General features: G+C 49.8%; 20 protein-coding genes. 12 read left to right on the top strand and 8 right to left on the bottom strand.

Annotated elements, in window-relative coordinates:
- Nucleotides 1-378 precede the first annotated feature (378 nt).
- The 11 genes from MHB85_RS28565 (at nt 379) to MHB85_RS28515 (ending at nt 12,786) form a co-directional block, all read left to right on the top strand.
- On the top strand, nt 379-1,203 hold the full coding sequence (locus MHB85_RS28565; protein WP_192134942.1) for an ABC transporter ATP-binding protein: 825 nt from the start codon (nt 379-381) through the stop codon (nt 1,201-1,203).
- A complete protein-coding gene (locus MHB85_RS28560) occupies nt 1,184-1,996 on the top strand; it encodes an ABC transporter permease (protein WP_192134944.1) in 813 nt (270 codons plus the stop codon). Before MHB85_RS28565 ends, MHB85_RS28560 begins: the two co-directional genes overlap by 20 nt.
- The gene (locus tag MHB85_RS28555) at nt 1,993-2,931 is read left to right on the top strand and encodes an ABC transporter permease (protein ID WP_244661076.1); all 939 of its coding nucleotides are present in this window, start codon (nt 1,993-1,995) and stop codon (nt 2,929-2,931) included. The genes MHB85_RS28560 and MHB85_RS28555 overlap by 4 nt, the downstream gene beginning before the upstream one ends.
- Nucleotides 2,932-3,042: 111 nt before the next feature.
- Entirely contained in the window at nt 3,043-4,107 is a 1,065-nt protein-coding gene (locus MHB85_RS28550; RefSeq protein WP_192134946.1) for an ABC transporter substrate-binding protein, read from the top strand.
- A 21-nt stretch (nt 4,108-4,128) separates the two neighbouring features.
- Nucleotides 4,129-5,502, top strand: a complete 1,374-nt coding sequence (locus tag MHB85_RS28545; RefSeq protein WP_192134947.1) for an aspartate aminotransferase family protein — start codon at nt 4,129-4,131, stop codon at nt 5,500-5,502.
- A gap of 113 nt (nt 5,503-5,615) precedes the next feature.
- The gene (locus tag MHB85_RS28540) at nt 5,616-6,905 is read left to right on the top strand and encodes a M20 family metallo-hydrolase (protein ID WP_192134948.1); all 1,290 of its coding nucleotides are present in this window, start codon (nt 5,616-5,618) and stop codon (nt 6,903-6,905) included.
- Between the two features lie 4 nt (nt 6,906-6,909).
- Complete coding sequence (locus MHB85_RS28535) at nt 6,910-7,791, top strand: nitrilase-related carbon-nitrogen hydrolase (RefSeq protein WP_341074054.1); 882 nt, start codon at nt 6,910-6,912, stop codon at nt 7,789-7,791.
- 117 nt (nt 7,792-7,908) lie between these two features.
- Complete coding sequence (locus MHB85_RS28530; RefSeq protein ID WP_192135130.1) at nt 7,909-9,276, top strand: NAD(P)-dependent oxidoreductase; 1,368 nt, start codon at nt 7,909-7,911, stop codon at nt 9,274-9,276.
- A gap of 545 nt (nt 9,277-9,821) precedes the next feature.
- Complete coding sequence (preA, locus tag MHB85_RS28525) at nt 9,822-11,117, top strand: NAD-dependent dihydropyrimidine dehydrogenase subunit PreA (RefSeq protein ID WP_192134950.1); 1,296 nt, start codon at nt 9,822-9,824, stop codon at nt 11,115-11,117.
- A complete protein-coding gene (hydA, locus tag MHB85_RS28520) occupies nt 11,114-12,559 on the top strand; it encodes a dihydropyrimidinase (RefSeq protein WP_192134951.1) in 1,446 nt (481 codons plus the stop codon). Before preA ends, hydA begins: the two co-directional genes overlap by 4 nt.
- Nucleotides 12,559-12,786: a hypothetical protein gene (locus tag MHB85_RS28515; protein WP_192134952.1), complete on the top strand. Its 228-nt coding sequence runs from the start codon at nt 12,559-12,561 to the stop codon at nt 12,784-12,786. Before hydA ends, MHB85_RS28515 begins: the two co-directional genes overlap by 1 nt.
- A 16-nt stretch (nt 12,787-12,802) precedes the next feature.
- On the opposite strand, the gene MHB85_RS28510 is transcribed toward MHB85_RS28515, so the two are convergent.
- The 8 genes from MHB85_RS28510 to MHB85_RS28475 form a co-directional block, all read right to left on the bottom strand.
- The gene (locus MHB85_RS28510) at nt 12,803-14,506 is read right to left on the bottom strand and encodes a PucR family transcriptional regulator (RefSeq protein WP_192134954.1); all 1,704 of its coding nucleotides are present in this window, start codon (nt 14,504-14,506) and stop codon (nt 12,803-12,805) included.
- 367 nt (nt 14,507-14,873) lie between these two features.
- A complete protein-coding gene (locus MHB85_RS28505) occupies nt 14,874-18,125 on the bottom strand; it encodes an efflux RND transporter permease subunit (protein ID WP_192134956.1) in 3,252 nt (1,083 codons plus the stop codon).
- A 33-nt stretch (nt 18,126-18,158) separates the two neighbouring features.
- Nucleotides 18,159-19,106 (bottom strand): TetR/AcrR family transcriptional regulator, encoded by a 948-nt coding sequence (locus MHB85_RS28500; RefSeq protein ID WP_206759583.1) that lies wholly within the window; start codon nt 19,104-19,106, stop codon nt 18,159-18,161.
- A gap of 212 nt (nt 19,107-19,318) precedes the next feature.
- Nucleotides 19,319-19,450 carry a hypothetical protein gene (locus tag MHB85_RS28495; RefSeq protein ID WP_261313519.1) on the bottom strand — a complete coding sequence of 44 codons (132 nt, stop codon included), beginning with the start codon at nt 19,448-19,450 and terminating at the stop codon, nt 19,319-19,321.
- A gap of 339 nt (nt 19,451-19,789) precedes the next feature.
- The gene (locus MHB85_RS28490) at nt 19,790-20,104 is read right to left on the bottom strand and encodes a DMT family transporter (protein ID WP_091012904.1); all 315 of its coding nucleotides are present in this window, start codon (nt 20,102-20,104) and stop codon (nt 19,790-19,792) included.
- Entirely contained in the window at nt 20,104-20,445 is a 342-nt protein-coding gene (locus tag MHB85_RS28485; RefSeq protein ID WP_017691902.1) for a DMT family transporter, read from the bottom strand. The genes MHB85_RS28490 and MHB85_RS28485 overlap by 1 nt, the downstream gene beginning before the upstream one ends.
- Complete coding sequence (locus tag MHB85_RS28480) at nt 20,442-21,065, bottom strand: TetR/AcrR family transcriptional regulator (protein WP_091012907.1); 624 nt, start codon at nt 21,063-21,065, stop codon at nt 20,442-20,444. The genes MHB85_RS28485 and MHB85_RS28480 overlap by 4 nt, the downstream gene beginning before the upstream one ends.
- A 126-nt stretch (nt 21,066-21,191) precedes the next feature.
- Nucleotides 21,192-22,667, bottom strand: coding sequence for a phospholipase D family protein (locus MHB85_RS28475; protein WP_192134960.1), 1,476 nt, complete (start codon nt 22,665-22,667; stop codon nt 21,192-21,194).
- Between the two features lie 228 nt (nt 22,668-22,895).
- On the opposite strand from MHB85_RS28475, the gene MHB85_RS28470 reads away from it, so the two are divergent.
- Nucleotides 22,896-23,879 carry a MerR family transcriptional regulator gene (locus MHB85_RS28470; protein WP_341074053.1) on the top strand — a complete coding sequence of 328 codons (984 nt, stop codon included), beginning with the start codon at nt 22,896-22,898 and terminating at the stop codon, nt 23,877-23,879.
- Nucleotides 23,880-24,058: the final 179 nt, after the last annotated feature.

Below are 24,058 nucleotides of genomic sequence, written 5' to 3'. Positions count from 1 at the left end.
GAGCCTTGACTCACGTGGAGGTGGGAGCCCTTGTACGTCTATTCAATCTTTATACAAGAAAATGGACAAGAATACGAGGGCATATGTCATATTTTCCGAATATTTATTCAATAAATACAAATGATCGTGCGTTTGTTGTTAAGTGAAATGTATGTTAGCTAAATACGAGGAAAACTCACATGGATATATCTGAGAATACATCTCATTTTACATTGTGTAACATGAACAGGCCCATACTCAAAACACACTGTATAATGTAATCCCCGCCCAAAGCGATATAGTATTATCTAACAAGCAAAACCTGTTACGTTCGTGTATATAAACCTCCCATTCAGCCTTGGTGTGCAATGAAAATAACTTCCACAAAGGAGAATGCCCATGTCCTCCGCACCCTCAGCTACAGTCCCCGAAGCCTTCCATATTGATGTAGATCATGTGTCCGTTGTCTTTGGCACAGGTACACAACAAGTCACTGCTTTGTCGGATGTTACATTCCAGATCCAGTCCAATGAGTTTGTCTCTCTGCTGGGCCCTTCGGGCTGTGGCAAGTCGACCTTGCTTCGGTTAGTGGGTGATCTGCTTCAGCCCACCTCAGGCACTGTTCGCATTGCAGGTCAGGAGCCTGAGCGGGCTCGACTACAGCGACAGTTCGGTATTGTCTTCCAGACACCTGCCTTGTTCGATTGGCGCACCATTCGTCACAATGTGGAATTGCCCTTGGAACTGCTGGGTACCCCACGGAAGGAGTGCCGCCGCATTAGCGGTGAACTGCTTGAAATGGTAGGACTAACCCGCTTCGCCGACCATTATCCATGGCAGCTCAGTGGAGGCATGCAGCAACGTGTGTCCATTGCCCGTGCCCTTGCGCTTGATCCGCCACTGCTGCTCATGGATGAACCCTTCTCGGCCCTGGACGAATTCACAAAAGAGAAACTTCAATTGGAGCTACTTGAGATCAAGCGCTCAACCGGCAAGACCTTCCTCTTTGTCACACACAGCATCCCCGAAGCCGTATTTCTGTCCGACCGGATTATCGTACTCTCGGCACATCCGGGGCAAGTACATTCCATTCATTCCGTCAATCTGCCTTCCGAACGTCATAGTGAACTGAGAGAAACGGAAGCTTTCTACCACATGATTACGACCATCCGCAACTGCTTCTACGAGGAGCGTGATGAATCTCATGTCTCTGCAGTTCTTTAGACCGGGATATCGATCCTGGGTCGTCATCTGGATTATGGCCATATTGGTGCTGTGGGAAGGAATCGCCTGGATACTCCAACTGTTCTTGTCACCCCAGCAGGCAGTGTCTCGCCTTCCATATCTGCACGATGTGCTTGCAGCGTTGTTTCGTTACTCGGGTACGCTCGCAGAGCAGGGGGCTGTCACGTTTGGCAATGCAGCCATTGGTTTTGCAGGGGGAACGTTGCTGGGTCTGGGTTTGGCGCTGCTCATGAGCGCGGCTGTCTGGCTGGAGCGCACGTTATCGCCATATGTAGTCTCCTCACAGATGGTTCCGGTTATTGGTCTCGCACCAATTGTGTACGGCATCATCCACAACGCGGAATGGGCGCGGATTGTTATGGCGGCGTACGTAACTTTCTTCCCGATCATCATCCATACGTTAAAAGGATTGAAAAGTGCAGCACCAGAGCACCTGGAACTGATGCGTTCCTGTGGAGCTTCACTAACTGCACGATATATCAAATGCCTGCTGCCCTCAGCACTGCCGGGACTATTTTCTGGTATGAAAATAGCTGCTCCGCTGGCGGTGACCTCCTCCATCGTTGTGGAATTGATGGGAGCTCCCGATGGACTCGGCGTCCTGATGGTCAGTTCGTTATATTACGGCCATGCCCAAGTTGGCATGTTCTGGGCCACCATCATGCTTAGCATTGGCATTGGCCTGATCTCGTATCTGGTCATTAGTTTGGCCGAACGTTGGCTGACCCCCTGGCAGCCTGAATTCAGGGCCAAAGGAGGCAATGCCACATGAGTGAAGGTAGAGTTATGCATCGGAAGCAGGACGAAGGTGTGGCAATTGCTGCGATCAATGGCGCGGCTGCACCACTCACTGGTTCACAGATGACATCTGCTCCCGGAACGGAAATTCATGCACATCCGGGACAAGCCGGAAAGGCCAGACTGTATACCAGCGTTCGTGGGCGCTCGATTGTACTGAACATGCTTCCTTGGGGTGCAGGGGTGATGTTTCTCGCTCTCTGGCAGCTCAGGATGTTTCATTGGATATTCTCGCTGGAAAGTTACCAACTGCCTGTTCCTTCCGCGATTGCGATATCCATTCAGGAAAATGCCAATATGCTCTTTCGTTACGCAATGTACAGCGGAACGGAAATGCTGGGGGGATTCCTGCTCGGTTCCCTGTTGGGCGCTCTGGCGGCAGCAGGTGCATCATTCTTTCCCACAAGTGGCAGGGCAGCGGTTACGGTTCTGTCGGCACTGAACGCTGTTCCGATCGTGGCTCTTGCCCCGATTATGAATAATTGGTTCGGTGACGGGATATGGTCCCGTATTGCTGTTGTCACGGTGATTACAATGGCCGCTATGGCCGTCAGTCTGTTCAAAGGGCTGACTTCCATTCAGCCGCAGTACAGTGATCTGCTGAGTGGCCTTGCCGCGAGCAGGATGCAGTTTTTTTGGAAACTGAGACTGCCTCATGCGCTGCCTTCCCTCTTCGCCGGTCTGAAGATCAACATGTCGACCAGTATTATCGGGGCCATTGTGGGTGAATTTTTCATCGCTTCCCAGGGGCTGGGGTACTTGCTCTCGGATCAGATTCGACTGGCAAACATGCCTTTGGCCTGGTCCTGCATTGTCATCGCCGCCGCGCTCGGCATTGTGTTGTATGAAGCGGTTGTCCTGGCAGAAAAGCGACTCATTCCGTGGAATCGTGCACGCACAGATCACTAACGTGCTACTCCATTTCTAGCTTCATTCCCTCTTCTTGGTACTGAAAACCAGACTTTTTGAACACGGACTGATGATTGAAAAATCGTATATAAACAGGGGGTTGTTCTGTACATGTACAAAACGTTGAAGCCGGGTTTGCTGGTATTGGTCCTGTTGGTTGTTACGATGCTGGGTGCATGTTCTACGAAGTCTGTGCCGGCGGCTGAGCCTGTTGCTGCGAGTTCAGGAGGGGCGGGAGAAGCAGATCAACCCTTAACCAAAGTGAAAATTCAACTGAAATGGGTGCCGCAGGCGCAGTTTGCCGGGATCTATGCAGCGAAGGAAAAAGGTTTTTTTGCAGATGAAGGCATTGATGCCGAGATTATTCCGGGTGGCCCGGATATCGTGATTGAGCAGCAGGTGGTCAATGGCGCGGCCGATGTGGGCATTACGGGTGTAGACAGTTTGCTGGTCAGTCGGGATAACGGTCTGCCGCTTGTCTCGCTTGCCCAGATCTCACAGAAGAGTAGTTATCGCTTGATCGCCAAGAAGTCGCTAGGTATTACCGATCCCGCTCAGATGAAAGGCAAGAAGGTTAGTACCTGGTTTGGCAGCCAGCAATTTCAGGTGCTCGCGTTCATGGAGAAGAACGGCCTGGATCCGAAGAAAGACATTGAACTGGTGAAGCAGGGGTTCACGATGGATCAGTTTTTCAATGACCAGGTAGATGTGGCGACAGCAACGATCTATAACGAGTACCACGTGGTGCTGGAAAGTGGAATGAAAGAATCGGATCTGGATGTGTTCAATATTGAAGATGCTGGTATTGGCATGCTGGAGGATACGCTGATTGCCAAGAAAGATTGGGTAGACAACAACCGTGAGCTTGCGGTCAAAGTGACCCGTGCCATTCTGAAAGGCTGGAATTACGCCATCGATAATCAGAATGAGACGGTGGATATCGTGATGAGTAATGTGACGGAGGGCAGCACCACTCGTGAACATCAGGTCACGATGCTTGAAGAGATTGCAAAGCTGATTCGGCCGGAAGGATTTACAGAGCAGCAAGTCGGCAGCTTTGTGGATGAGTCATTTACCCGAACTGCGGATATTGCACTGAATTATGGATTGATCAAAAAAGCCGCCAACCTGGATGAAGCGCTGGAGAAAAGCATCTATGAAGAAGCAGTGAAATAAGCGTGTGGAGGAGGATGACGAATGAGTTCTGTGGATCAGCAACCTCAGCCGCTTGGCGGTACGAAGGAAGAATGGCTGGAGAAGGATCGCAAATACGTATGGCATCACATCTCGCCTCATAACGATCATCCGATGATTGCGGTAAGTGGGGAGGGCAGTTGGATCACTGATCAGGATGGTACACGTTATCTGGATGCGATGTCTGGACTATGGTGTGTGAATGTGGGGCATGGCCGTGAGGAAATTGCAAGAAGTGCCTACGAACAGATGAAAGCACTCGCTTATGTACCGATGACGCAGAGTCACGAACCGGCGATTTTGCTGGCAGAGAAGCTGAATGACTGGTTGGAGGGGGAGTATCGAATCTTCTTCTCCAACTCGGGTTCAGATGCGAATGAGGTGGCTTTCAAAATAGCCCGTCAGTATCACCATCAGAATGGTGAGCCTACTCGGCACAAATTCATCTCCCGTCACCGTGCCTATCACGGTAACTCTATGGGGGCACTGGGCGCCACCGGGCAAGCCGCCCGCAAGATCAAATACGAGCCGCTCGGTGTAGGTTTCTCTCATGTTCCTCCACCCTATTGTTACCGCTGTCCGTTTGGACGAAACAAAGATGGATGTGGACTCGAATGTGCAACCATCTATGAAGAGGTGATTCGCTGGGAAGGTCCTGAGACGGTTGCCGCAGTGATTATGGAGCCGGTGATCACAGGGGGTGGCATGATTGTTCCTCCGCCGGATTATATGCGCACCGTGCAAGAGATCTGTCAGCGCTATGGCGTGCTGCTCATTGTCGATGAGGTCATCTGTGGTTTTGGCCGCTCGGGGCAGAAGTTTGGTCATCAGAACTATGGTGTACAGCCAGATATTGTGACGATGGCAAAAGGCATGACCAGTGCGTATTCACCGCTATCAGCAACGGCGGTGCGAGCCGATCTGTATGACACGTTCCGGGAACCCGGACCGGATGCGCATTTTCGTCATGTGAATACATTTGGTGGAAATCCGGTGTCCTGTCGGGTAGCGCTGGCGAATCTGGAAATCCTGGAACGAGAGAATCTGGTCAGCCGTGCGGAGGAACTGGGATACCTGCTTCGTGAGAAGCTTGAACCATTGCTGGAGTTGTCCGTGGTGGGGGACATCCGTTCATTCGGATTCGCCTGCGGGGTGGAGTTGATTGAAGCGGATGGTTCTCCTGCGGAAGCGGATAAAGTGATGAAGGTGCTCGCCAGTTGTAAGCGGGATGGTATTCTGATCGGCAAGAACGGAGATACCGTGCCAGGGTTTGCGAATATTTTGACGATCTCCCCGCCGTTTGTCACCACCGAGGAAGAACTGGACCTGATCGCAGGAAGTTTGCTCGCTGCGTTGCGAAGTCTGGATGCGAGTTAGTAACTGGATATGGATGAGAACGCACTGTACGACAAGTACGACAGAAGTGTTGGCAGCAAAATAAAGTGTTTCAACACATGACGTGATAACTATTCGCAAGGAGGTGAGGGACGATGCAGACCACAACAGGCAAAGTCATTAATCAGCTGCGGCTGAATGAGCGAATTGAGCAGTTGTCACGTATTGGCCGAATAGCGGACACGGGCGTCTGTCGACTTGCCCTGACCCCGGAAGATATGGACGGCATCATACAGGTTCGTCTGTGGATGGAAAAGGCCGGTCTGACGACGCGACTTGACCCCTTCGGCAATCTGATTGGTCGTCTGGAAGGTGCGGATCAGGCACTGCCGATTCTCATGATTGGTTCCCACATCGACTCTCAGCCGTATGGCGGTCGATATGATGGAGCGATTGGGGTGCTAGGCGCACTCGAAGCCGTGCAATGCCTGATCGAATATGGCATTCAGCCCCGCATGCCGATTGAGGTGATTGCCTTTTGCGATGAAGAGGGTTCCCGTTTTAACAAAGGCCTGTTCGGCTCACGTGGTATAACCGGTCGGTTGGAAGAAGGCGAACTGGAGCGGCAGGATAAAAACGGAGTGACCCGCCGGGAGGCGCTGGAAACCTTCGGCTGTTCTCCTTCGGATTTTGAAGAAGCGATCTATCCGCCAGGTTCCATAGGCAGTTATCTGGAGCTGCACATTGAGCAGGGACCGGTACTGGAAGCATTGAATGCTCCTGTGGGTCTGGTGACGGGCATCTCGGGCCCGCTGTGGCTTACGGTTACGATGAAAGGTATGGCGGGTCATGCCGGCTCCGTTCCAATGAGCATGCGACATGATGCTTTGGCAGGCAGCGCCAGAGTTATTTCCGCTTTTGACGATATGGTGAGAGAAGACCCGGAAGCTCCAACTGTAGGTACGGTAGGAAGTCTGAGGGTGTTTCCGGATTCGCGTAATATCATCCCGGAGGAAGTCAGCTTCACGGTGGATTTACGAGACATGGAGATGAAACGCAGGAACCGGCTGGAAGTCCGATTGATGAACATTTTGGATGACGTGAGTTCCCGATATGGTCTAACGTATTCGCTGACCGAGGATACGAACAGTGAGCCAAGGTATTGTGCAGAGTTAATCAAGTCAGTAATTCGTTCATCTGCGGAAGAGATCGGGATTACTTTACCAGAACTGATGAGTGGTCCGTTCCATGATGCGTTGGCCCTTTCGCGTGTGTGTGATTATGGCATGATTTTTGTCCGCAGCAAGGACGGCATCAGTCATCATCCCAGCGAATATTCCTCTCCGGAGGATATTGGACTTGGCACGGAAGTGCTGTATCGAACCATTCGAAGGATGTGCGGTGGAGTGAACCAACCAACCATTTTACCTGAGGAGGCGTTGTGACAATATGGGCAAAATCAGCATCGGATTAATCCAGGCTTCACATGAGATTGAAGGTTCGGCTCCCGTTGAAGTTCACAAAGAGGCTGCGGTTCAGAAGCACATCACGTTGGTCCGTGAAGCTGCTGCAAGAGGGGCCAAGATCATCGGGTTGCAGGAAGTATTCTATGGACCGTACTTTTGTACAGAGCAGAATCCCAAATGGTATGCATCCGCTGAACCGGTACCGGAAGGACCTACTACCAAGATTTTTCAGGAGCTGGCGAAGGAGCTTGCGGTGGTGATTATTTTGCCGGTGTACGAGGTGGAGGGCATTGCTTCGTATTACAATACGGCAGCCGTTATTGATGCAGATGGTACGTATCTGGGCAAATACCGCAAACATCATATCCCGCATGTGGAAGCAGGTGAGGGTACGAATGGGTTCTGGGAAAAGTATTATTTCAAACCAGGCAACCTCGGGTTTCCGGTATTTGATACGGCCTACGCCAGAGTGGGTGTGTACATTTGTTATGATCGTCATTTTCCGGAAGGGGCACGATTGCTCGGGCTGGCAGGGGCGGAGATTGTGTTCAATCCGTCCGCTACGGTTGCAGGTACATCGGAATATCTGTGGAAACTGGAACAACCCGCTCACGCAGTAGCTAACGGCTATTATGTGGCAGCCATCAACCGGGTCGGCGTGGAAGCGCCGTGGAACATGGGTGAATTTTATGGGCAGTCGTACTTGGTCGATCCACGAGGCAGAATGGTAGCGATCGGCAGTCGGGATCAGGATGAGGTCGTCATTGGCGAGATGGATACGGAGATGATTCGTGAGGTGCGTAATGTATGGCAGTTCTACCGCGATCGCAGGCCGGAAACGTACGAACATCTGGTTAGTCTGTAGGAAGCGGCAACACGTGATCGGTAAGTGATTCTGTCAGCGGGGTGGAACGTATAATGCACGCAAGTTTGTTCGAGTTTGAGATAGCGTAGATCATTCTCCAGGAGGTGCACGACATTGATGAACAGCTCAGGAACAACGTTATCCGATTATGGGTGGGAGAGTCGTTTTGCCGAGATGAAACCCGCCATGACAGGAAAAGAAGCGATGGAGGAATCGAACCGCTGTCTGTACTGTTACGATGCACCTTGTATCAAGGCCTGTCCAACCGACATTAATATCCCTTCTTTTATTAGCAAAATATCAACAGGGCACCTGAAAGGATCGGCCCGCACCATCATGGATGCGAATCCGGTGGGAGCCAGCTGCGCACGCGTGTGCCCCACAGAGGAACTGTGTGAAGGCGCGTGTGTGCTAAATGAATCGTCGAAGCCGATTCGCATTGGTGACTTGCAGCGTTACGCCACCGACTGGGCGCGGGCGAAGAATGAGCCGTTATTCCAGGCGGCACCTGCCAATGGGAGAACCGTCGCTGTTGTGGGAGCGGGGCCAGCGGGACTATCGGCGGCACGTGAACTGGGGCGCGCAGGGTGTGAGGTGACGATCTATGAAGCCAAACCCAAAGGCGGTGGGCTAAACACGTACGGCATCGTATCCTTCCGTCTGCCCGAATCGGTTGCGTTATGGGAAGTGGAGCAGGTGGAAGCGCTGGGTGTGCAGATCCGTTACGGGGTGCGCATTGGTGTAGATATTCCTGCTACGCAGTTGCTGGAGCAACATGAAGCGGTCATTCTGGCTTGCGGCATGGGATCGGTGCCCATGTTGGGCATTGAAGGAGAGACACTGGAAGGTGTCTATGATGCGATTGAACTGGTGGAGTCTACGAAGCAGGGTGTTCCGCCGGCACTGAATGGTCTGAAGGTCGCCGTGATTGGCGCGGGCAATACGGCGGTAGATGCAGCGACCTGTTCGGTGCGTCTGGGTGCCGAGCGGGTGCAGATGTTATATCGGCGCGGGGAAAGCCAGATGACGGCGTATGCGTTTGAATATACGTTTGCCAAGCAGGAGGGGGTGGAATTCCGCTGGTTTACGATGCCGCAGCGTATTATCGGAGACGAGAACGGTCGGGTTCAGGCTGTAGAATGTGTGAAAATGGAACTGATTACTCCGCCTGGAGGTGGGCGTGCATTGCCTGTGTCCGTGGAGGGATCGGAGTTCATGATTGAATGTGATACGGTCATTCGGGCGATTGGACAGCATCGTTTATTACCATTAATCGAAGCGTTTGGACTGCGTCACCACTGGGGCGTCGTCGAGATTGAGCCGCATACGTACCGTACCTCGCATCCTCAGATCTATGCGGCAGGAGATGTTATTTTTGGTCAGGGCCAGGGTGAGGCGATGGTTGTCTCGGCTGCACAGCAAGGTAAGTTGGCCGCCGCCGCAGTCATGAAGGCATTGCCCGGACAGGTGGAAGAGACGGCGTGAGTGGTGAGGAAGGAAAGGGAAGTAAAGAGCACGGAAAGTGTGCAATGAAAGGGTGCGAGGAAAGAGTACGGGTGGGAGGACGCCAGGGACGGCTAGAGAGATGAGGTGTAGATCTGAGCAAGAGGTCTGGTATGCATCGAACCCTCGCATCCTCGCATCCCTGACGCGCTAACGAACCCTGCACACCTTATAGTGGCAATTATGGAGGATTGAAAAATCTAACGAATCTCACACGTCTTATTTTGATAAAAAACCGTCGAAATAAAGCCGAAATAAGCTATTACAGCCCAATAAGCTTTCTACGATTCGTTAGATTTTGAAATTGCTGCATATGAGTCAAATAAGAGGTGTACGGTTCGTTAGATTACAGGTGCTATCCAGCAACACCGTTACTACGCAGAAGTCATGACTGCGACCAAATATCCAGTGCTAACGATATGAATTGAACTAAATTTTTACACGAAACGGAGAGGACAGCAGCAATCTGAAGAAGCGGAGTGTCCAGTGTAACTAATAAGTTCAAACAACACCAAGGAGGGATCGTTATGGCTGACTTATCCATTAATCTAGCAGGTATTCGATCACCCAATCCATTCTGGTTGGCTTCTGCACCACCGACCAATACGGGGTATCAGGTTCAGCGTGCGTTCGAAGCGGGCTGGGGCGGCGCGGTGTGGAAGACACTGGGTGAGCCGATTATCAATACATCCTCGCGTTTTGCGGCAGTTCATTTCGGTGGACAGCGGGTGGCGGGGTTTAACAATATTGAATTGATATCCGATCGTCCGCTGGAAGTGAATCTGAGGGAGATTGCCGAGACCAAGAAGCGCTTCCCGGATCGCGCGGTTGTCGCTTCACTGATGGTGGAACCTACGCGGGAGAAGTGGCATGAGATTGTGAAAAAGGTGGAAGCCGTCGGCGTCGACGGTCTGGAACTGAATTTTGGCTGCCCGCATGGCATGGCTGAACGTGGTATGGGAGCCGCCTCTGGTCAGCAACCTGACTTGGTCGAACTACAGACGATGTGGGTGAAGGAAGTGGCAACCACACCGGTGATTGTGAAGCTCACGCCGAATATCACGGATATTACGGCGACCGCCCGGGCAGCTGTACGAGGAGGCGCGGATGCGATCTCTCTGATCAATACCATTAACTCCCTGGCAGGTGTGGATCTGGATTCGTGGAATACCGTGCCGCATGTAGGGGGCAAAGGAGCACATGGCGGATACTGCGGCCCAGCGGTGAAGCCCATTGCACTGAACATGGTTGCCGAGTGCGCACGTAATCCGGAGGTGGGTGTGCCGATCTCGGGGATTGGTGGCATATCCGACTGGCGGGATACGGCAGAGTTTTTGCTCATGGGTGCTACAGGGGTCCAGGTATGTACCGCAGCGATGCATCATGGATTCCGCATTGTGGAGGACATGATTGATGGTTTGAACGATTATTTGGACGAAAAGGGTCTGAGCAGCGTAGCAGAACTGGTAGGTCAGACGGTTCCGCGTTACTCGGATTGGGGCAATCTCGATCTGAACTACAAAGTGGTCGCCCGCATCAATCGCGATATCTGCATCAATTGCAACAAATGCCATATTGCTTGTGAGGACACCTCGCATCAGTGTATTGATATGTTGACCGACCCGTCTGGCTCCTATCTGGAAGTGGTGGAAGAGGACTGTGTTGGCTGTAATCTGTGTTCGATCGTTTGCCCGGTGGATGGGGCGATTGAGATGGTGGAGCTTGTGCCTGAGCAGGAACCTGTAACCTGGAATGAACGTCAGTCTGCAATTGCCATGCTGCAATCGGTTAGAGATCAATCAACCAAGGAGGCGATATCATGAGTACCCGCAAATTGATTCGTAACGGTGTGTTGGTGACAGCGTCAGATACCTTTGAAGCAGATATTTTGATCGAAAAGGGTAAAATCACACAGATTGGCATCGGGCTTACCCCGGATGAACATATGGAAGTTGTGGACGCTTCAGGCTGTTATGTTATTCCTGGCGGTATCGACCCGCATACGCATCTGGATATGCCATTTGGTGGAACGGTAACGGCAGATGATTTTGCGACGGGAACAACAGCGGCAGCCTTTGGTGGTACAACAACGATCATTGATTTCTGCCTGACACAAAAAGGCCGTCCATTAATCGAATCCCTCCAGGAGTGGCATGCCAAAGCCGAGGGTAAAGCCGTCATCGACTATGGTTTCCATCTGATGATCGGGGAGATGAATGATCAGGTGTTGGAAGAGTTGCCGCAGATCATTGAAGAAGAGGGTGTGTCATCCTTTAAGGTGTTCATGGCGTATAAAAACCAGTTTCAGGCCGATGACGGGATTCTCTTCCAGACGTTGCAAAAGGCAAAAGAGTATGGCGCACTCGTCATGGTGCATGCCGAAAACGGAGATGTTATTGACCTGCTGGTTCGACAAGCGCTCGCCGAAGGGCGCACGGAGCCGATTCATCATGCGCTGACTCGTCCATCCATGCTGGAGGGAGAAGCGACAGGTCGGGCGGCACGGTTGGCTGCACTTGCGGATTCACAGTTGTATGTGGTGCATGTAACCTGTGCAGAAGCGGTGGAGCAGATTGCGCGCATGCGTGAAATGGGTTACCGAATCTGGGGGGAGACCTGTCCTCAGTATTTGACGTTGGATCAGTCGATCATGGATCAGCCGGACTTCGAGGGTGCAAAGTATGTCTGGTCCCCACCACTACGGGAAGCAGCGCATCAGGAAGTACTCTGGAACGCACTGAAAAGCGGTCAGTTGCAGACGATTGGCTCTGATCATTGCTCGTTTAATTTCAAAGGGCAGAAGGACCTGGGCAAGGATGATTTCAGCAAAATTCCGAACGGTGGGCCTGTCATCGAAGATCGCCTCAGTATTCTGTATTCGGAAGGTGTAGTGAAGGGGCGGATTACGCTCAATCAGTGGGTCGATCTATGTTCAACAAGAGCGAGCAAGTTGTTTGGATTATTTCCGCAGAAAGGGACTCTGGCTGTAGGGACAGATGCGGATATCGTTATTTTTGACCCCTCTGTAAACAGGGTGATCTCGGCAGATACGCATCATATGAATGTGGATTACAGTGCATTTGAAGGCATGCAGGTACAGGGTTGTCCGGTGACAGTGTTGTGCCGCGGGGAGTATGTCATTCGAGATCGGCAGTATGACGGAACAGCAGGGGCAGGACAATATGTGAAGCGCAACAAGTATGATTCAGGTGCACCCATACCGATGAAACAGCCTGTGACGGCAGTGAATGGAGGGAGAAGCTGATGTCGGATCATGATGTGTTTGAGGCCGAGAGGGTCGCCATAGAGCGAATGGTTGCACAGGGTTATCGGATCTATGCGGTACGGGAACATCTGGAGGGTGCTCACGTCATATGGGAGCACCCGGATCTTCCCGAAGAGAAACAAGAGCAATACGTGGGCACGGCGTCTGGACGGAAGTGGTTCAGTCACATCCTGATTCGCCAGCTTCAGGAGCAGCGGGGAGCTTAGACGATGCTGGAGTTCCTCATGCGATTGGCCCATGAACGTACTCATAGGCGTAGATGGCAAGTTCGATCGCGACCCTTTTCTCGGGGAGGATGTAGTCTTCTCCCAAAAGTGCTTCGATTTTGTCCAAACGGTGATACAGCGTCTGTCTGACGATATATAGAGCGGTGGCCGTCTCTTGCTTAGAGCAGCACAGGATCAAATATTGTTTGAGTGTGCGCAGCAACTGACCTCCTTTCTCTACATCGTAACGGATGAGCGGCCCCAGATATTCTTCAATGAAATCATCCAGACTGCCGCTTTGCTTCATACTGGCGATGATGCGGTAACAATGAAGATTACTGTAAAAGGGCTGTTGCATCACACCGATGTCCTTTTGAATTCGCAGTGTCTCCTTTGCGGATTCCAGACTATCTTTGAGACGGGAGAGGTCTGTGCAGTTATGACCGATACCGATCAAGCCTGAGAAGAGATAGTGGGTCTGTTCCTGCTCGTGCTGCTGCAGCTGTTCGATGCAGCGCCAGAGACTGCTTTTGCGCTGAGATCCAGGTAGTGGGTCGAGAATGATAAGAATGATCTGGTGATTCAGAACGGTGCTGTAGAGTGTGAAATTCTCCCGAGCGAACACGGAACGGGCAACGATGTTGCGTTGGATCAATAATTTCTGAAGTTTGAGGCTGTCTGTATATGAGGGGTTGCTGTCAAATAAGATAATCGTGGCTTTGCTCGTTGCGAGAAGGGGATTAACGGTGGATACATATTCATGGATTTCCTTCGTGGAGTGATGTCCGTTAAGCCAGTCAATGACCCACATATCTTCTTTGTAGCGGCGTTTCTCTTCCATGTATTTGGTTCGCATCCAGTCCTGGGCAATCGCGGCCGCGCACCGTTCCAGTGCCTGAATGACGAATTCATCCGATGGTTTGATCGGTATGCTTGAATCTTGATCCGTCGGCTTTTGATACATCAGCACAAGGTCGGCAAAGGTGTAGTCTAACGCCTGAACAGGCATGCTGAGTGCATGCAATGTGTTATCTGACAGCCGCATTATATTCGGAATAACTTCTCCCGCCAAATGTTCCCGCTGCAAAAACCAATCCTGCCGACGAGTCTCCAGCTGCTCTGGAGAGCGATAGGGAACGGCACTTGCTTCCCCTTCAAGTGGATATAATGCCACGGCACATCCGGTTGTTCGTGACAATAATCGAAGAAGAGGTTGTACGCCATCTCCATTCAGAAGAAGTTGGTTAAAGGAGGTGGTGAGACTATCGAGTTCCGCAATCATCCGCTGATGACTACGAATCAAGGTGAAATGCAGGTCTTGCGTAATATCAATATAACGGACTTGTTCGTGGAACCAGATCAGCGGGAAATCCGCGGCGACTGCAATTTCTTTCATCGCACCGAGTTGCGATTTGGTGTGATCCCCCAGCTCCATGCAGAGTCCGGCAGCCCCACGTGCAATTAACTGACGCAGAAAAGACAGACCATGCTGCTCACCTTCCTGCCAGCCAATGCCTGTCGTCAGCACCAATTCCCCGCCATTGAGCAAGTCCCCTACCTCAGGAACCTCCATGATATGAACCCAGCGAACATACCGCTCCAGCGCACGATCACTGGCCAAGATTTCTGCCTTACGAAACACGGGTCGTTTTAACATGTCTCTGACTTGAATATGAAGCGTTGTCTCCCCCACACAACCACCGTCCTTCCCCAATAACATGTGATCTATCTGGAGTCTGGAATCCGTCAACTTGCATAATTAATCCATATTATAATTCCATTTACAGCCGGTGGGCTAAAATCTCACGTTCATTTGTTTTAAATGACAAATAGGTCTCTTCTTTTTGTGATTTTGATTAAAAAGATGTGTTTCTATGTCAGTCTATGTGACGGATTCTCTACTCCAATGAGAGCGAGGCATATGCTCCTGAAGTAGTCGATATCTCGTTTGAATTTACATAAAAAAGCCCCTTAGCATTACATCGGAATTCAATCATTCCAATATGTGCTAAGGGGCGAGAGGTTAGAGCGTATAGTCTGTATTTAAGATGTAATCGAACCGTTACATGAGCACGATCAACTACTTCTTAATCTTCGATTCTTTTCTTTTTAAATTTCATCAGGAACTCATACACAATCGGTACGATAACCAGCGTGAGCAGCGTGGAACTGATCAGACCGCCGATTACGGTAATTCCCAATCCTTTGGAGATGATACCCGCACTCTCTTCGAGACCCGTAACCAGTGGCAACAGGGCACCGATGGTTGCGAGAGCGGTCATCAGAATTGGACGCAGACGTGTTGCACCGGCTTCCAGCAAGGCTTCACGGGTAGGCATACCCTCTTTTTCCTTGTGAATAACACGGTCGATCAACACGATGGCGTTGGTGACCACGATCCCGATAAGCATCAGTCCACCCATCATAGCGGAGACGTCAAGTGTACCCCCAGCGATGAACAGACCTACCATAATACCAATCACCGTAAATGGCAGGGAGAACAGGATGGCGAATGGTGCCAAACCGCCGCCGAACGTTACAACAAGCACGAAGTACACAATGGCGATGGCTGCCAGCATGGCGAGACCAAGCTGAGTAAAGGTATCATTAATCTGTTCAGTTGTACCGCCGAACTTCACTTCAACGCCGTCAGGCAGATCCAACTTGTCGATCTCAGCCTGTAAGCTACTTGAAGCCTTCGTTACATCCGAAGCCAGGATGTTGGCTGTCACTTGTACAACCACCTTACCATCAATTTGCATGATGGAGTTCGGGGATGTGCCTTCTTCCACTTTGGCAACATCTTTAATCGGTACTTCGATGCCAAGCGGTGAAGTGACGGTTTCATCCTCAATCTCATTAATGCTGTTGAATGTTTTATCGTCGGTCTCTACATATACTTTATACGTTTTGTTATCAATATCGACTTCCGTGAGCACAGGACGTTCGCGTGCCGGACTCAGTGCCATAGCCAGTTGGCCTGCAGTCAAGCCCAGGGAACTTAATTTCTCCTGATCTGCCACGAGCGTATACTGCCCGTAGGTGTCAGCGAGAGTCGTATCTGCTTTTTCAAAATTATCCGTATCCGCTTCAACCAGTTTCAGAATTTCGTCCGATACAGGTTTGAGTTGCTCTACATTATCGCCATAGATGGATAGGCTCAGGCCACTGCCACCCAGACCGCCGGACATGTCGAGCTCATTCCAGGTTCCTACGGTAACTTCTTTTTTCAGACCTTCTACTAGTTGTTCTTTCACTTTTGTAAAGTCTTTTGTATCTTCGTTATATTCAATATAGAAGAGGGCCGAGTTGGAACCACCGCCACCCATGCTGCTCAGTGGGTTACTTCCGCCGATGGAATATTGCATTTTCTCCAGACCCGGTTGTTTCAGCAACCACTTCTCTGCAACGAGTGCTTCTTTTTCTACATCTTCACGCAAAGCTCCTGTTTGTGGACTGTACGTAATGGTCACATATTTATCCTGTTGTTCCGGCAAGAAGCTTGCACCGATGAATGGGTACAGGAACAAACTGCCGACCAGCAGGATCACTGCAATACTGACTGTGATGAGTTTGTGTGATAGTGTCCAGTTCAGCAGGCGTTTGTAACCTTCCGCCATCTTGCCTGGTTTTTCTTCGTGATTCTGCTTGTTCTTGAGTCCTTTACGGAACAGGGAATGTGCAAGCATCGGCACGATGGTAATGGCAACGATCAGGGATGCCAGCAAGGCAAATACCATGGTCAATGCAAATGGCAGGAACAGCTCGCCCACCATACCGCTTACCAATGCCAGTGGCAGGAATACCGCAATCGTTACGATTGTGGAAGAAAGGATTGGCACAAACATCTCGCGCGTTGCTTCGCGAACCAGTTCACGACCTTTCAGTTTCTCACCTTTGAGTGTTAATCTGCGGTAGATGTTCTCGATAACCACGATGGAGTCATCGACAACCCGTCCGATGGCAACCGTCATGGCACCCAGTGTCATCATGTTCAAGGTAATATCCATTATATTGAGCGCAGTCAATGCCATGAGCAAGGAGAGCGGGATCGAGATTATGGAGATAATGGTTGAACGAATATTACGCAGGAACAGCAAGATGATCAGGATAGCAAACAAAGCACCAAAAACAGCTTTGCCCAGCATCGTGTTCACCGAGTCCTGGATCGGTTTACCTTGGTCAAGCAGTACAGTCAGATCTGCATTTTTGAACTGCTTCTGCAATTCTTCCGCTTTGTCTTTGACTGCATTCACGACATCAACCGTGTTGGCGTCATTGGATTTTACAACGGAAATACCGATGGATTCCTTGCCGTCTGTCCGGGAAATGGATTCCGCTTGACCGATGACTTCGATCTTGGCAATTTCACTTAGTGTTACAGTTGGAATACCAGGCGCATTGGCAGCACCTGTAGGGCTACCCGCACTGGCATTACCGCCAGCTGCTTGGCCTGCGGCCGGGTCTGTTCCTTGGGCAGAGCCAGGAGCGGTAGCTTGACCTGCTCCGCCAGCCGAGCCTTCACCTGTTGGTGCTCCAGATCCTTGTGGGGCTGCACCTGAACCATTGCCTGCAGAAGCGCCGGCACCGCCGGGTACAACTGGAATGGCAAGGTTTTTCAGATCATCGATGTTGACGATGTTGCCATCTACGACAACGGCTTTCTGGGATTTATCCAGTTCGAACAGTCCCAGGGGAACACGAATGGATGAACCTTGAACGATGCCGTTTACCGTATCTTCCGTTAGGCCCAGCTCGGCCATTTTGGCTTGATCAAACTTCAATTGAACTTCTTTTACATATTGACCGGAAACCTGAACCTGAGCTACACCGTCAATGTCTTCGAGTGCAGGCTGAATATCCGATTCAACCAGTCGTGTCAATTGTTCCAGGTCACCACCGTCCTTGTCGGACAGGCTTAGAGATACAACCGGGAAAGAGTTAATGCTGAACTTGGAAATGGTCGGCTTCTGTACGCTGTCAGGCAGTTGTACTTCATTGAGTGCCTCACGAACGGTTGCCGTCGCGTTGGTCAGATCTGTTCCATAATCAAATTCGAGTGTGATGGATGCTGCATTCTCCATGGAAGTGGAGGTAACCGTCTTAACGCCATCAACATTCCGCAGTTTTACTTCCAGCGGCTTCGTGACATCTTCAACAATTCCCTCCGGTGCAGCCCCCGGATCAATGGCAGTGACATTCAGAAACGGTACGTTGATGTTCGGAATGGTCTCTTGCTTCATCGTCAATCCGCTGTACAAACCTGCGAAAGAGATGATGATTGTCAGAATCCAGATCGCAAACTTGTTGTTCAGGGAAAAATTAATAATACCTTTCATACGATGGTTTCTTCTCCTCTCTGTTTCTCCTGTTTATGTGTGTGACGAGTCAGCAGGGATGAACCGGCTATACATGGCATCCAAAATATGCTGAAGCTCGGAATGCAAGGGTTGAATGGCAGTTACGTTCTCCAGATTGTGCATCATGCCTAGAATAATGGCACGCCGCGGCGTGAATTCCATCATCTCCTGTCTGAGAATGGCAATGGTTTCAAGTGCATCATTCTTCGGTTGCCCTGCGGGCAAATCGGAGACGGCGATATCCTGCATTTGTTTGATGATATGGATAGGATGTCGCATCACCGTGGAATCTGGTTGGGCCTCTGTAATCCAGGCAGGCCATTCCTCCAGAGGAATCAAAGGCTCAGGTCGCTGGTTAAGAAATCCATGTGTGGCATAGTCCATCATTTGCAGCAAGTTTGTTGCCATTTTGGTAACAGTGAGAGATGGCATCTCTGTAAACCAGATTTTTACATAGGAGAGGAACAGTCCGTGTGTCAACAAAATAAGATCAATCGTATATGGTTCAATCTCCCGTCCATACTGCTCTTCCAGCTTATCCTTAAACCAATGTAAGGTACGGATCTCCAGATCTCTTTGCTGTGGATGGCACTGTTCCTTGCGTTGCTGTTCATCATCCATCATCATGCTTCGCAATTGTACCCGCAAAAATTCCTTGAATTCGGCTACATGAATGAGCAGTGTTTCGATCTGCTTGTGCAGGCGTTCTCGCGAGGAGAGGCTGGTTTCATGCTCAATCTGCGTCATCTCGTCCATTAGTGTGTACATGCAGTACTCCAGGGTACTGGCTTCTAATTCCTCTTTGGATTTGAACATGATATAAAGGCTGCCTTTGGACATCCCGCATAGTTCGGCAATCTCTTGCATGGATGTTGCAGCACTGCCTTTGGATGAGAATAACTTGAGTGCTGTAGTAATGATGAGCTTTTTCTTCTCATTCATCTCATGTATAGGGTTCATTAACGATGCATTCACCTCATCAGGGAACTTGTGAGTTCTTGAATTGACTTTAAGGTCAAACCAAGTATAAACGATCTGGTTGAAGGAATTCAAATGGGAGTAAATTGGAAAACTAATATGGAGGAAAGAGGACGATCAAAGGGAAAAACAACAACATGTAACAAAGTGTAGCCTGTATGTACGATAGGGTGTTGCTATCAAGAACGTTTAAGTTAGGCTCCTCCAGTGAAGGCGTACAAGGCGAGTATGATAATGGCGACTAGCGCGAGGAGATAGAAGATGGCCATGCCGATCAGCAGGGCATACCCTGTATAAGAGCCCATGCGTGCCAATAATTTTCTCATGATTACAACATCCTTTCTTACGTGGCAGAGTATAAAGAGGTTCCCTATCTATATCATATCCCAAAAAAGACGACTTCCTGATCGAAGTCGTCTTTTTTATTTTACTAAATTTAATAGATATCCTAATGGAAGCTAAGAAGTACACGATACCGGAGATTGCAGAACCGACTTGAAGAAACGAAGTGTTCGCCTTAAAGCTTTCTGTAAGAAAGCTTCTTCGGAAGCATATGCTATCACCGGATTTATCCCTCTTCAAAGGGAATCAAAGAAATCTGGGGATAACAGCGATCAGAAAGTGGTACTGGAATCGGAGTTATAAAGTGTAATTCAGTTGTTCCATTATGTGATCAGTTTCAAACCAACGGCTGCCACCAAAATCATCGCGATAAACAGGAGACGCTTCGCTTCTTTCCGTTCACCGAACAGGAACATGCCTGTAAGCGTACTGCCGACCGTCCCGATCCCCGTCCACACGGCATACGCTGTGCCCATCGGGATGGACGTCATGGCGTAGGACAGCAGCGAGAAGCTGAACACAAATGATACCAGCATCAGTACGATATATGGCCATCCTTTCTTGGTGGAAGCACCATTAATACCGATTACGCCGAAAATTTCACATATCCCTGCACCTACAATTGCCATCCAAGCCATTATACTGCACCTCCTTTGGCTTCTTGCTGATCCGTAACCAGCTTCAGTCCGATTACGCCGCAGAGCAGCAGCCCGATGAGCAATACTTTGGCCAACCGGAACGGCTCACCGAACAGTACCATCTCCGTAAGGACGGTGCCCGCCGTACCAATTCCCGTAAAGACGGCATACACCGTACCCACAGGCAGCCTTTTGGAAGCGGCAATGATCAGTCCAAAGCTGATCACGATGGCAATCCCCGTCAAAGTCCACTCCCAGGCATTCGAGGCATGTTTCAGCCCGCTTACCCAGACAATCTCAATAATTCCACCAATAAATACATATAACCAGTTGCGGTTCATGTTGTTAAATCTCCTTCCGGCACAACGCTTTGTGCCTCTTCGTTCAAATGATGAATGCCATGCCAAAAGACAGGCCAGGATGCTTCCAACCGTCTCTTGTACCGACGGGAACTTCCATAGATAATCTCCACGGTAATCCCGTCGAGGAACGTCATAAATGCAATGGCTGCCTGTTCCGCAGGAATGGGCGGAATATCTCCATGACGCATTGCCCGTTGCAGCAAACGAGTCAGCGCACGTTCCATACCATCGATAAACGGATACACTTGATCCATCACTTCGCCATACAGAGAAAGGGGTGGGTAGAAACAATTGCGCAGCATCAAGCGGGCTGACGCATGGGCATTGTATTCTTGTTCGAACCAGATCAGCAAGCCCTTCAGCCTCTGCTCCAATGGCAGATCCTCATGATCACGGAAATATTCGAGTGTGTGCCGTGTTACTTCGTGAAAAGCAAACGATAGCGTGTGTAAAAACAAGTCATCCTTGCAGCTGAAATGTGCATATATGGACGGTTTTTTAATCCCGACTTCATCAGCAATAGCTCTCAGAGAAGCCCCCTCATAGCCATCTCTGGCAAAATGGAACAGGGCTGCATCCCGAATGGATTGTGCAGTCATCAGATCACCTTCCTAACGGTCGTTAGGTAATTATATTTTCACACTTCACATCCCCTGTCAAGATGAAAATATCCGCCTGCACAGTAGAGTACAGGCGGATATAACAGGTATGAATGTGGTTTTTGATCAAAAGGTTGTAAAACCCAGAATCAGTTGCAACTTATATAGGATACCTTTCAAAAACGTAGTCTTCTCCTGGAACTCATCCAGGTCTAACGTGAATTCGGCATCATTATTATTCCAAATACGCTCGAAATAATTCGCGATATCAAGCGTGAACTTATTGTCTGGAGGAGCAGCAATCCATAAATCATTTTCCAGATTGTAGTCATTCAGGTTTCGAGGTGTGAAGTTGGTTGAACCCCCGAGGACAATATGATCACCAGTTGCTTTGGCAAGATAGATCATCTTGGTGTGGTATTGCTCCTTGGTGGTGTTATACCAGCGGATCTGAATTTTACCGTCGGATTTATCATGCAATTCAGCAGCGACAGGGCGGTTCGGAATACCGATCTTTTCCTGACCAAAGGCATTTTCATTTGGATCCAGTACAAGCCGGATCTCGGTTCCTCGTTTTGCCGCTTCCAGCAGGGCTTCCAACACTTTCGGAGAGGCCACATAGAACATGCCCATCCATAAGGTGTCACCTTTGCCAGCTTGATTGATCTCATGGAGTACGGCGTCATTAACCTTGCCTTCAGTTAAATAGCGAATTCGTAGGTCTCCCGTGTTTGAATCCGTGGAAGGGTCCGTGTAGGTTGGAACCTGGCCTCCGCCTGAGATATCCAGTACAGCTTGCTCTGACTGAAGAATATCGCCAATGATTGGACCTGTTACTTCAAATGCAATATTCGAGTGGTAGGCACTCGCATCATGGATATTGCCAGAAGAGACAATCGCCGTCTTCTCACTAACCACAACTTTGCGATGATTGGCCTTCACATTGAGCAGCTTGAGATAGGAACGCACAGTGACATCCGGACCATCCGTGGCCATCAGGTTTTTGATCCAGCCATCTCCAGATTGCCCAAACCATTGGAAGAAGGTCCGCCAGACCGCAGAGTATACTGGAGTTGAATCACGCAAAGGGTCCACATCCGTGATTACCACATGAATGCCTGCTTGTTTCATTTGTTCCAGCAACGGATTAGGTGCTGAGTTATAGTTGGTATTTACTTCATCAGTAATAAACCAGATGTCCATATCAGGATGCTGATTTTTTTTGGCGACCAGCGCTTCGGTGAATTCAGTACTCACGGGAGGAAAGTTCTGTCCCTTATGCTGATAATTATTGAACAGGAACATATCCACCAGGACAAATTGCTCTGCTTCCTCCACAATTTGCATCATGCGCTGGAAAATCTGCTGTTCGTGCTGCATCTGTCCGTCGGAGGAAGGATAAGTGAGGTCATGCAGGAACTCGACTTGATCCACCCGATACTCCGGACTTTCGTAGGAAATGCCCGCTGGTAATGGTTTGTAGGTTTGATAGAGCATGACGGCGATGAGCCATAGGACCAATAGGACGATTCCTGTTCGTATGTATGGAAATTTGCCGCGTGAAGACTTGCGGTCTGATGTATGGCGGCGTAATGAGACCAACGGTGGACTCCCCCTTCTATACTTGCTGACTTCTATTACCACACGGATGATAACGTTGACGCAGGAGAACCCGCTAGCATAACGAATGTAGCGGTAAAATGCATATGGCAAAATTGGCAGGATGCAATCGACAGGTGTCTGAGCGTTGTGTATAATGAGTGTATTATTTTTGTAGAATGTTAGGGTTTTCATATGCCTGACAAGGACGGGGAACCAATGATATAACCTGTGAAATCTGGACATTTAGGAAAGAAAGTGGGTAATAAGGTGTATTCCATCAAACAAGTCGCTGCCATGCTCGGTATCCCGACGGTGACGCTCCGGGCTTGGGAGAATCGGTATAGTGCGGTCACCCCTGAGCGGACGGAATCGGGTTATCGAATGTATACCGAAGAGAATGTTGCGGATCTGCGCTGGTTGAAAGAACAGGTTGAGCTACATCAGACCAATATTTCGGAAGCGGTACGGATGCTGAAAGTAAACAAATTAAATCCGCCCGAAGCTATACCCACGCCGATCATGGCTCCGGTGCCTACGATGGAAGAAGCCTACGCACGCATGGCAGATCAGATCTATGACTCGCTCTACAACTTTCAGGGTGAACGTGCCAATGGTCTGATTGATTTTGGTTTCACCATGTATGGATATGACTCGATGTTCTATCATGTGCTGGTGCCCATACTGGTTCGGGTTGGAGATGCATGGGAGCAAGGCAGGGCTTCGGTGGCTCAGGAACATTTCATGACACAGCTGATATCACAGCGGTTTTATCAGTTTTTCCATCTGTTCCCGATCTATCCGCATCTGCCCAAAGTTCTGGCGTTGTGTCCGGAAGGGGAGCACCATCAGGTTGGATTACTGCTGTTCTCTCTTTTTATGCGTAAAAATGGAGCGGAAGTACTGTATCTCGGTGCGAACACGCCAGAAGAAGGCATCTTCCCGATTATTCGGGAGCAAAAGATCAAGTTGGTCTGCCTTTCGATCACAAGTCCAGGGCTTCTTGAACGGTGTGATCAGCTTATAGAGCGAATTAAAAACGAGTTTCCACATATTCGCTTTGTACTTGGTGGAAAGGGCTATGAGCGTGCAGAACATGCTCGTTACCCGGAATGGATTATGCCAGAGGATTCAGCGGATTGGCAGTCATGGATAGAACGTGAGTATCTCGCAAATCGACCACCTGGTGCGAGGTTTGGACAGGCGAATAATTAAACATATCTTATTATTCAATGAATAAGCTAGTGTATACAGGACATCCTTTGACGAAAGTGATCAAGGGATGTTTTTTTTGCGTTTATGAATGGAGTATTCACGTGTTTTGACCGACGGGTCATTTTTTGGTTTACAAGGTCGTATAATATTTGTATTATATTTGTATAATGTTTTTGCTG

It is taken from the genome of Paenibacillus sp. FSL K6-4396 (assembly GCF_038002525.1).
Classification (GTDB): domain Bacteria; phylum Bacillota; class Bacilli; order Paenibacillales; family Paenibacillaceae; genus Paenibacillus; species Paenibacillus amylolyticus_B.
Note: the sequence above shows the minus strand (reverse complement) of the source record. Positions and strands in the feature narration are given on the sequence as shown.

Bases quoted from the DNA above. Each gene is read 5' to 3' on its own strand.
- MHB85_RS28565 (WP_192134942.1), top strand. From the start codon at position 379: ATGTCCTCCGCACCCTCAGCTACAGTCCCCGAAGCCTTCCATATTGAT.
- MHB85_RS28560 (WP_192134944.1), top strand. From the start codon at position 1,184: ATGTCTCTGCAGTTCTTTAGACCGGGATATCGATCCTGGGTCGTCATC.
- MHB85_RS28555 (WP_244661076.1), top strand. From the start codon at position 1,993: ATGAGTGAAGGTAGAGTTATGCATCGGAAGCAGGACGAAGGTGTGGCA.
- MHB85_RS28550 (WP_192134946.1), top strand. From the start codon at position 3,043: ATGTACAAAACGTTGAAGCCGGGTTTGCTGGTATTGGTCCTGTTGGTT.
- MHB85_RS28545 (WP_192134947.1), top strand. From the start codon at position 4,129: ATGAGTTCTGTGGATCAGCAACCTCAGCCGCTTGGCGGTACGAAGGAA.
- MHB85_RS28540 (WP_192134948.1), top strand. From the start codon at position 5,616: ATGCAGACCACAACAGGCAAAGTCATTAATCAGCTGCGGCTGAATGAG.
- MHB85_RS28535 (WP_341074054.1), top strand. From the start codon at position 6,910: ATGGGCAAAATCAGCATCGGATTAATCCAGGCTTCACATGAGATTGAA.
- MHB85_RS28530 (WP_192135130.1), top strand. From the start codon at position 7,909: ATGAACAGCTCAGGAACAACGTTATCCGATTATGGGTGGGAGAGTCGT.
- preA (WP_192134950.1), top strand. From the start codon at position 9,822: ATGGCTGACTTATCCATTAATCTAGCAGGTATTCGATCACCCAATCCA.
- hydA (WP_192134951.1), top strand. From the start codon at position 11,114: ATGAGTACCCGCAAATTGATTCGTAACGGTGTGTTGGTGACAGCGTCA.
- MHB85_RS28515 (WP_192134952.1), top strand. From the start codon at position 12,559: ATGTCGGATCATGATGTGTTTGAGGCCGAGAGGGTCGCCATAGAGCGA.
- MHB85_RS28510 (WP_192134954.1), bottom strand. From the start codon at position 14,506: ATGTTATTGGGGAAGGACGGTGGTTGTGTGGGGGAGACAACGCTTCAT.
- MHB85_RS28505 (WP_192134956.1), bottom strand. From the start codon at position 18,125: ATGAAAGGTATTATTAATTTTTCCCTGAACAACAAGTTTGCGATCTGG.
- MHB85_RS28500 (WP_206759583.1), bottom strand. From the start codon at position 19,106: ATGAACCCTATACATGAGATGAATGAGAAGAAAAAGCTCATCATTACT.
- MHB85_RS28495 (WP_261313519.1), bottom strand. From the start codon at position 19,450: ATGAGAAAATTATTGGCACGCATGGGCTCTTATACAGGGTATGCCCTG.
- MHB85_RS28490 (WP_091012904.1), bottom strand. From the start codon at position 20,104: ATGGCTTGGATGGCAATTGTAGGTGCAGGGATATGTGAAATTTTCGGC.
- MHB85_RS28485 (WP_017691902.1), bottom strand. From the start codon at position 20,445: ATGAACCGCAACTGGTTATATGTATTTATTGGTGGAATTATTGAGATT.
- MHB85_RS28480 (WP_091012907.1), bottom strand. From the start codon at position 21,065: ATGACTGCACAATCCATTCGGGATGCAGCCCTGTTCCATTTTGCCAGA.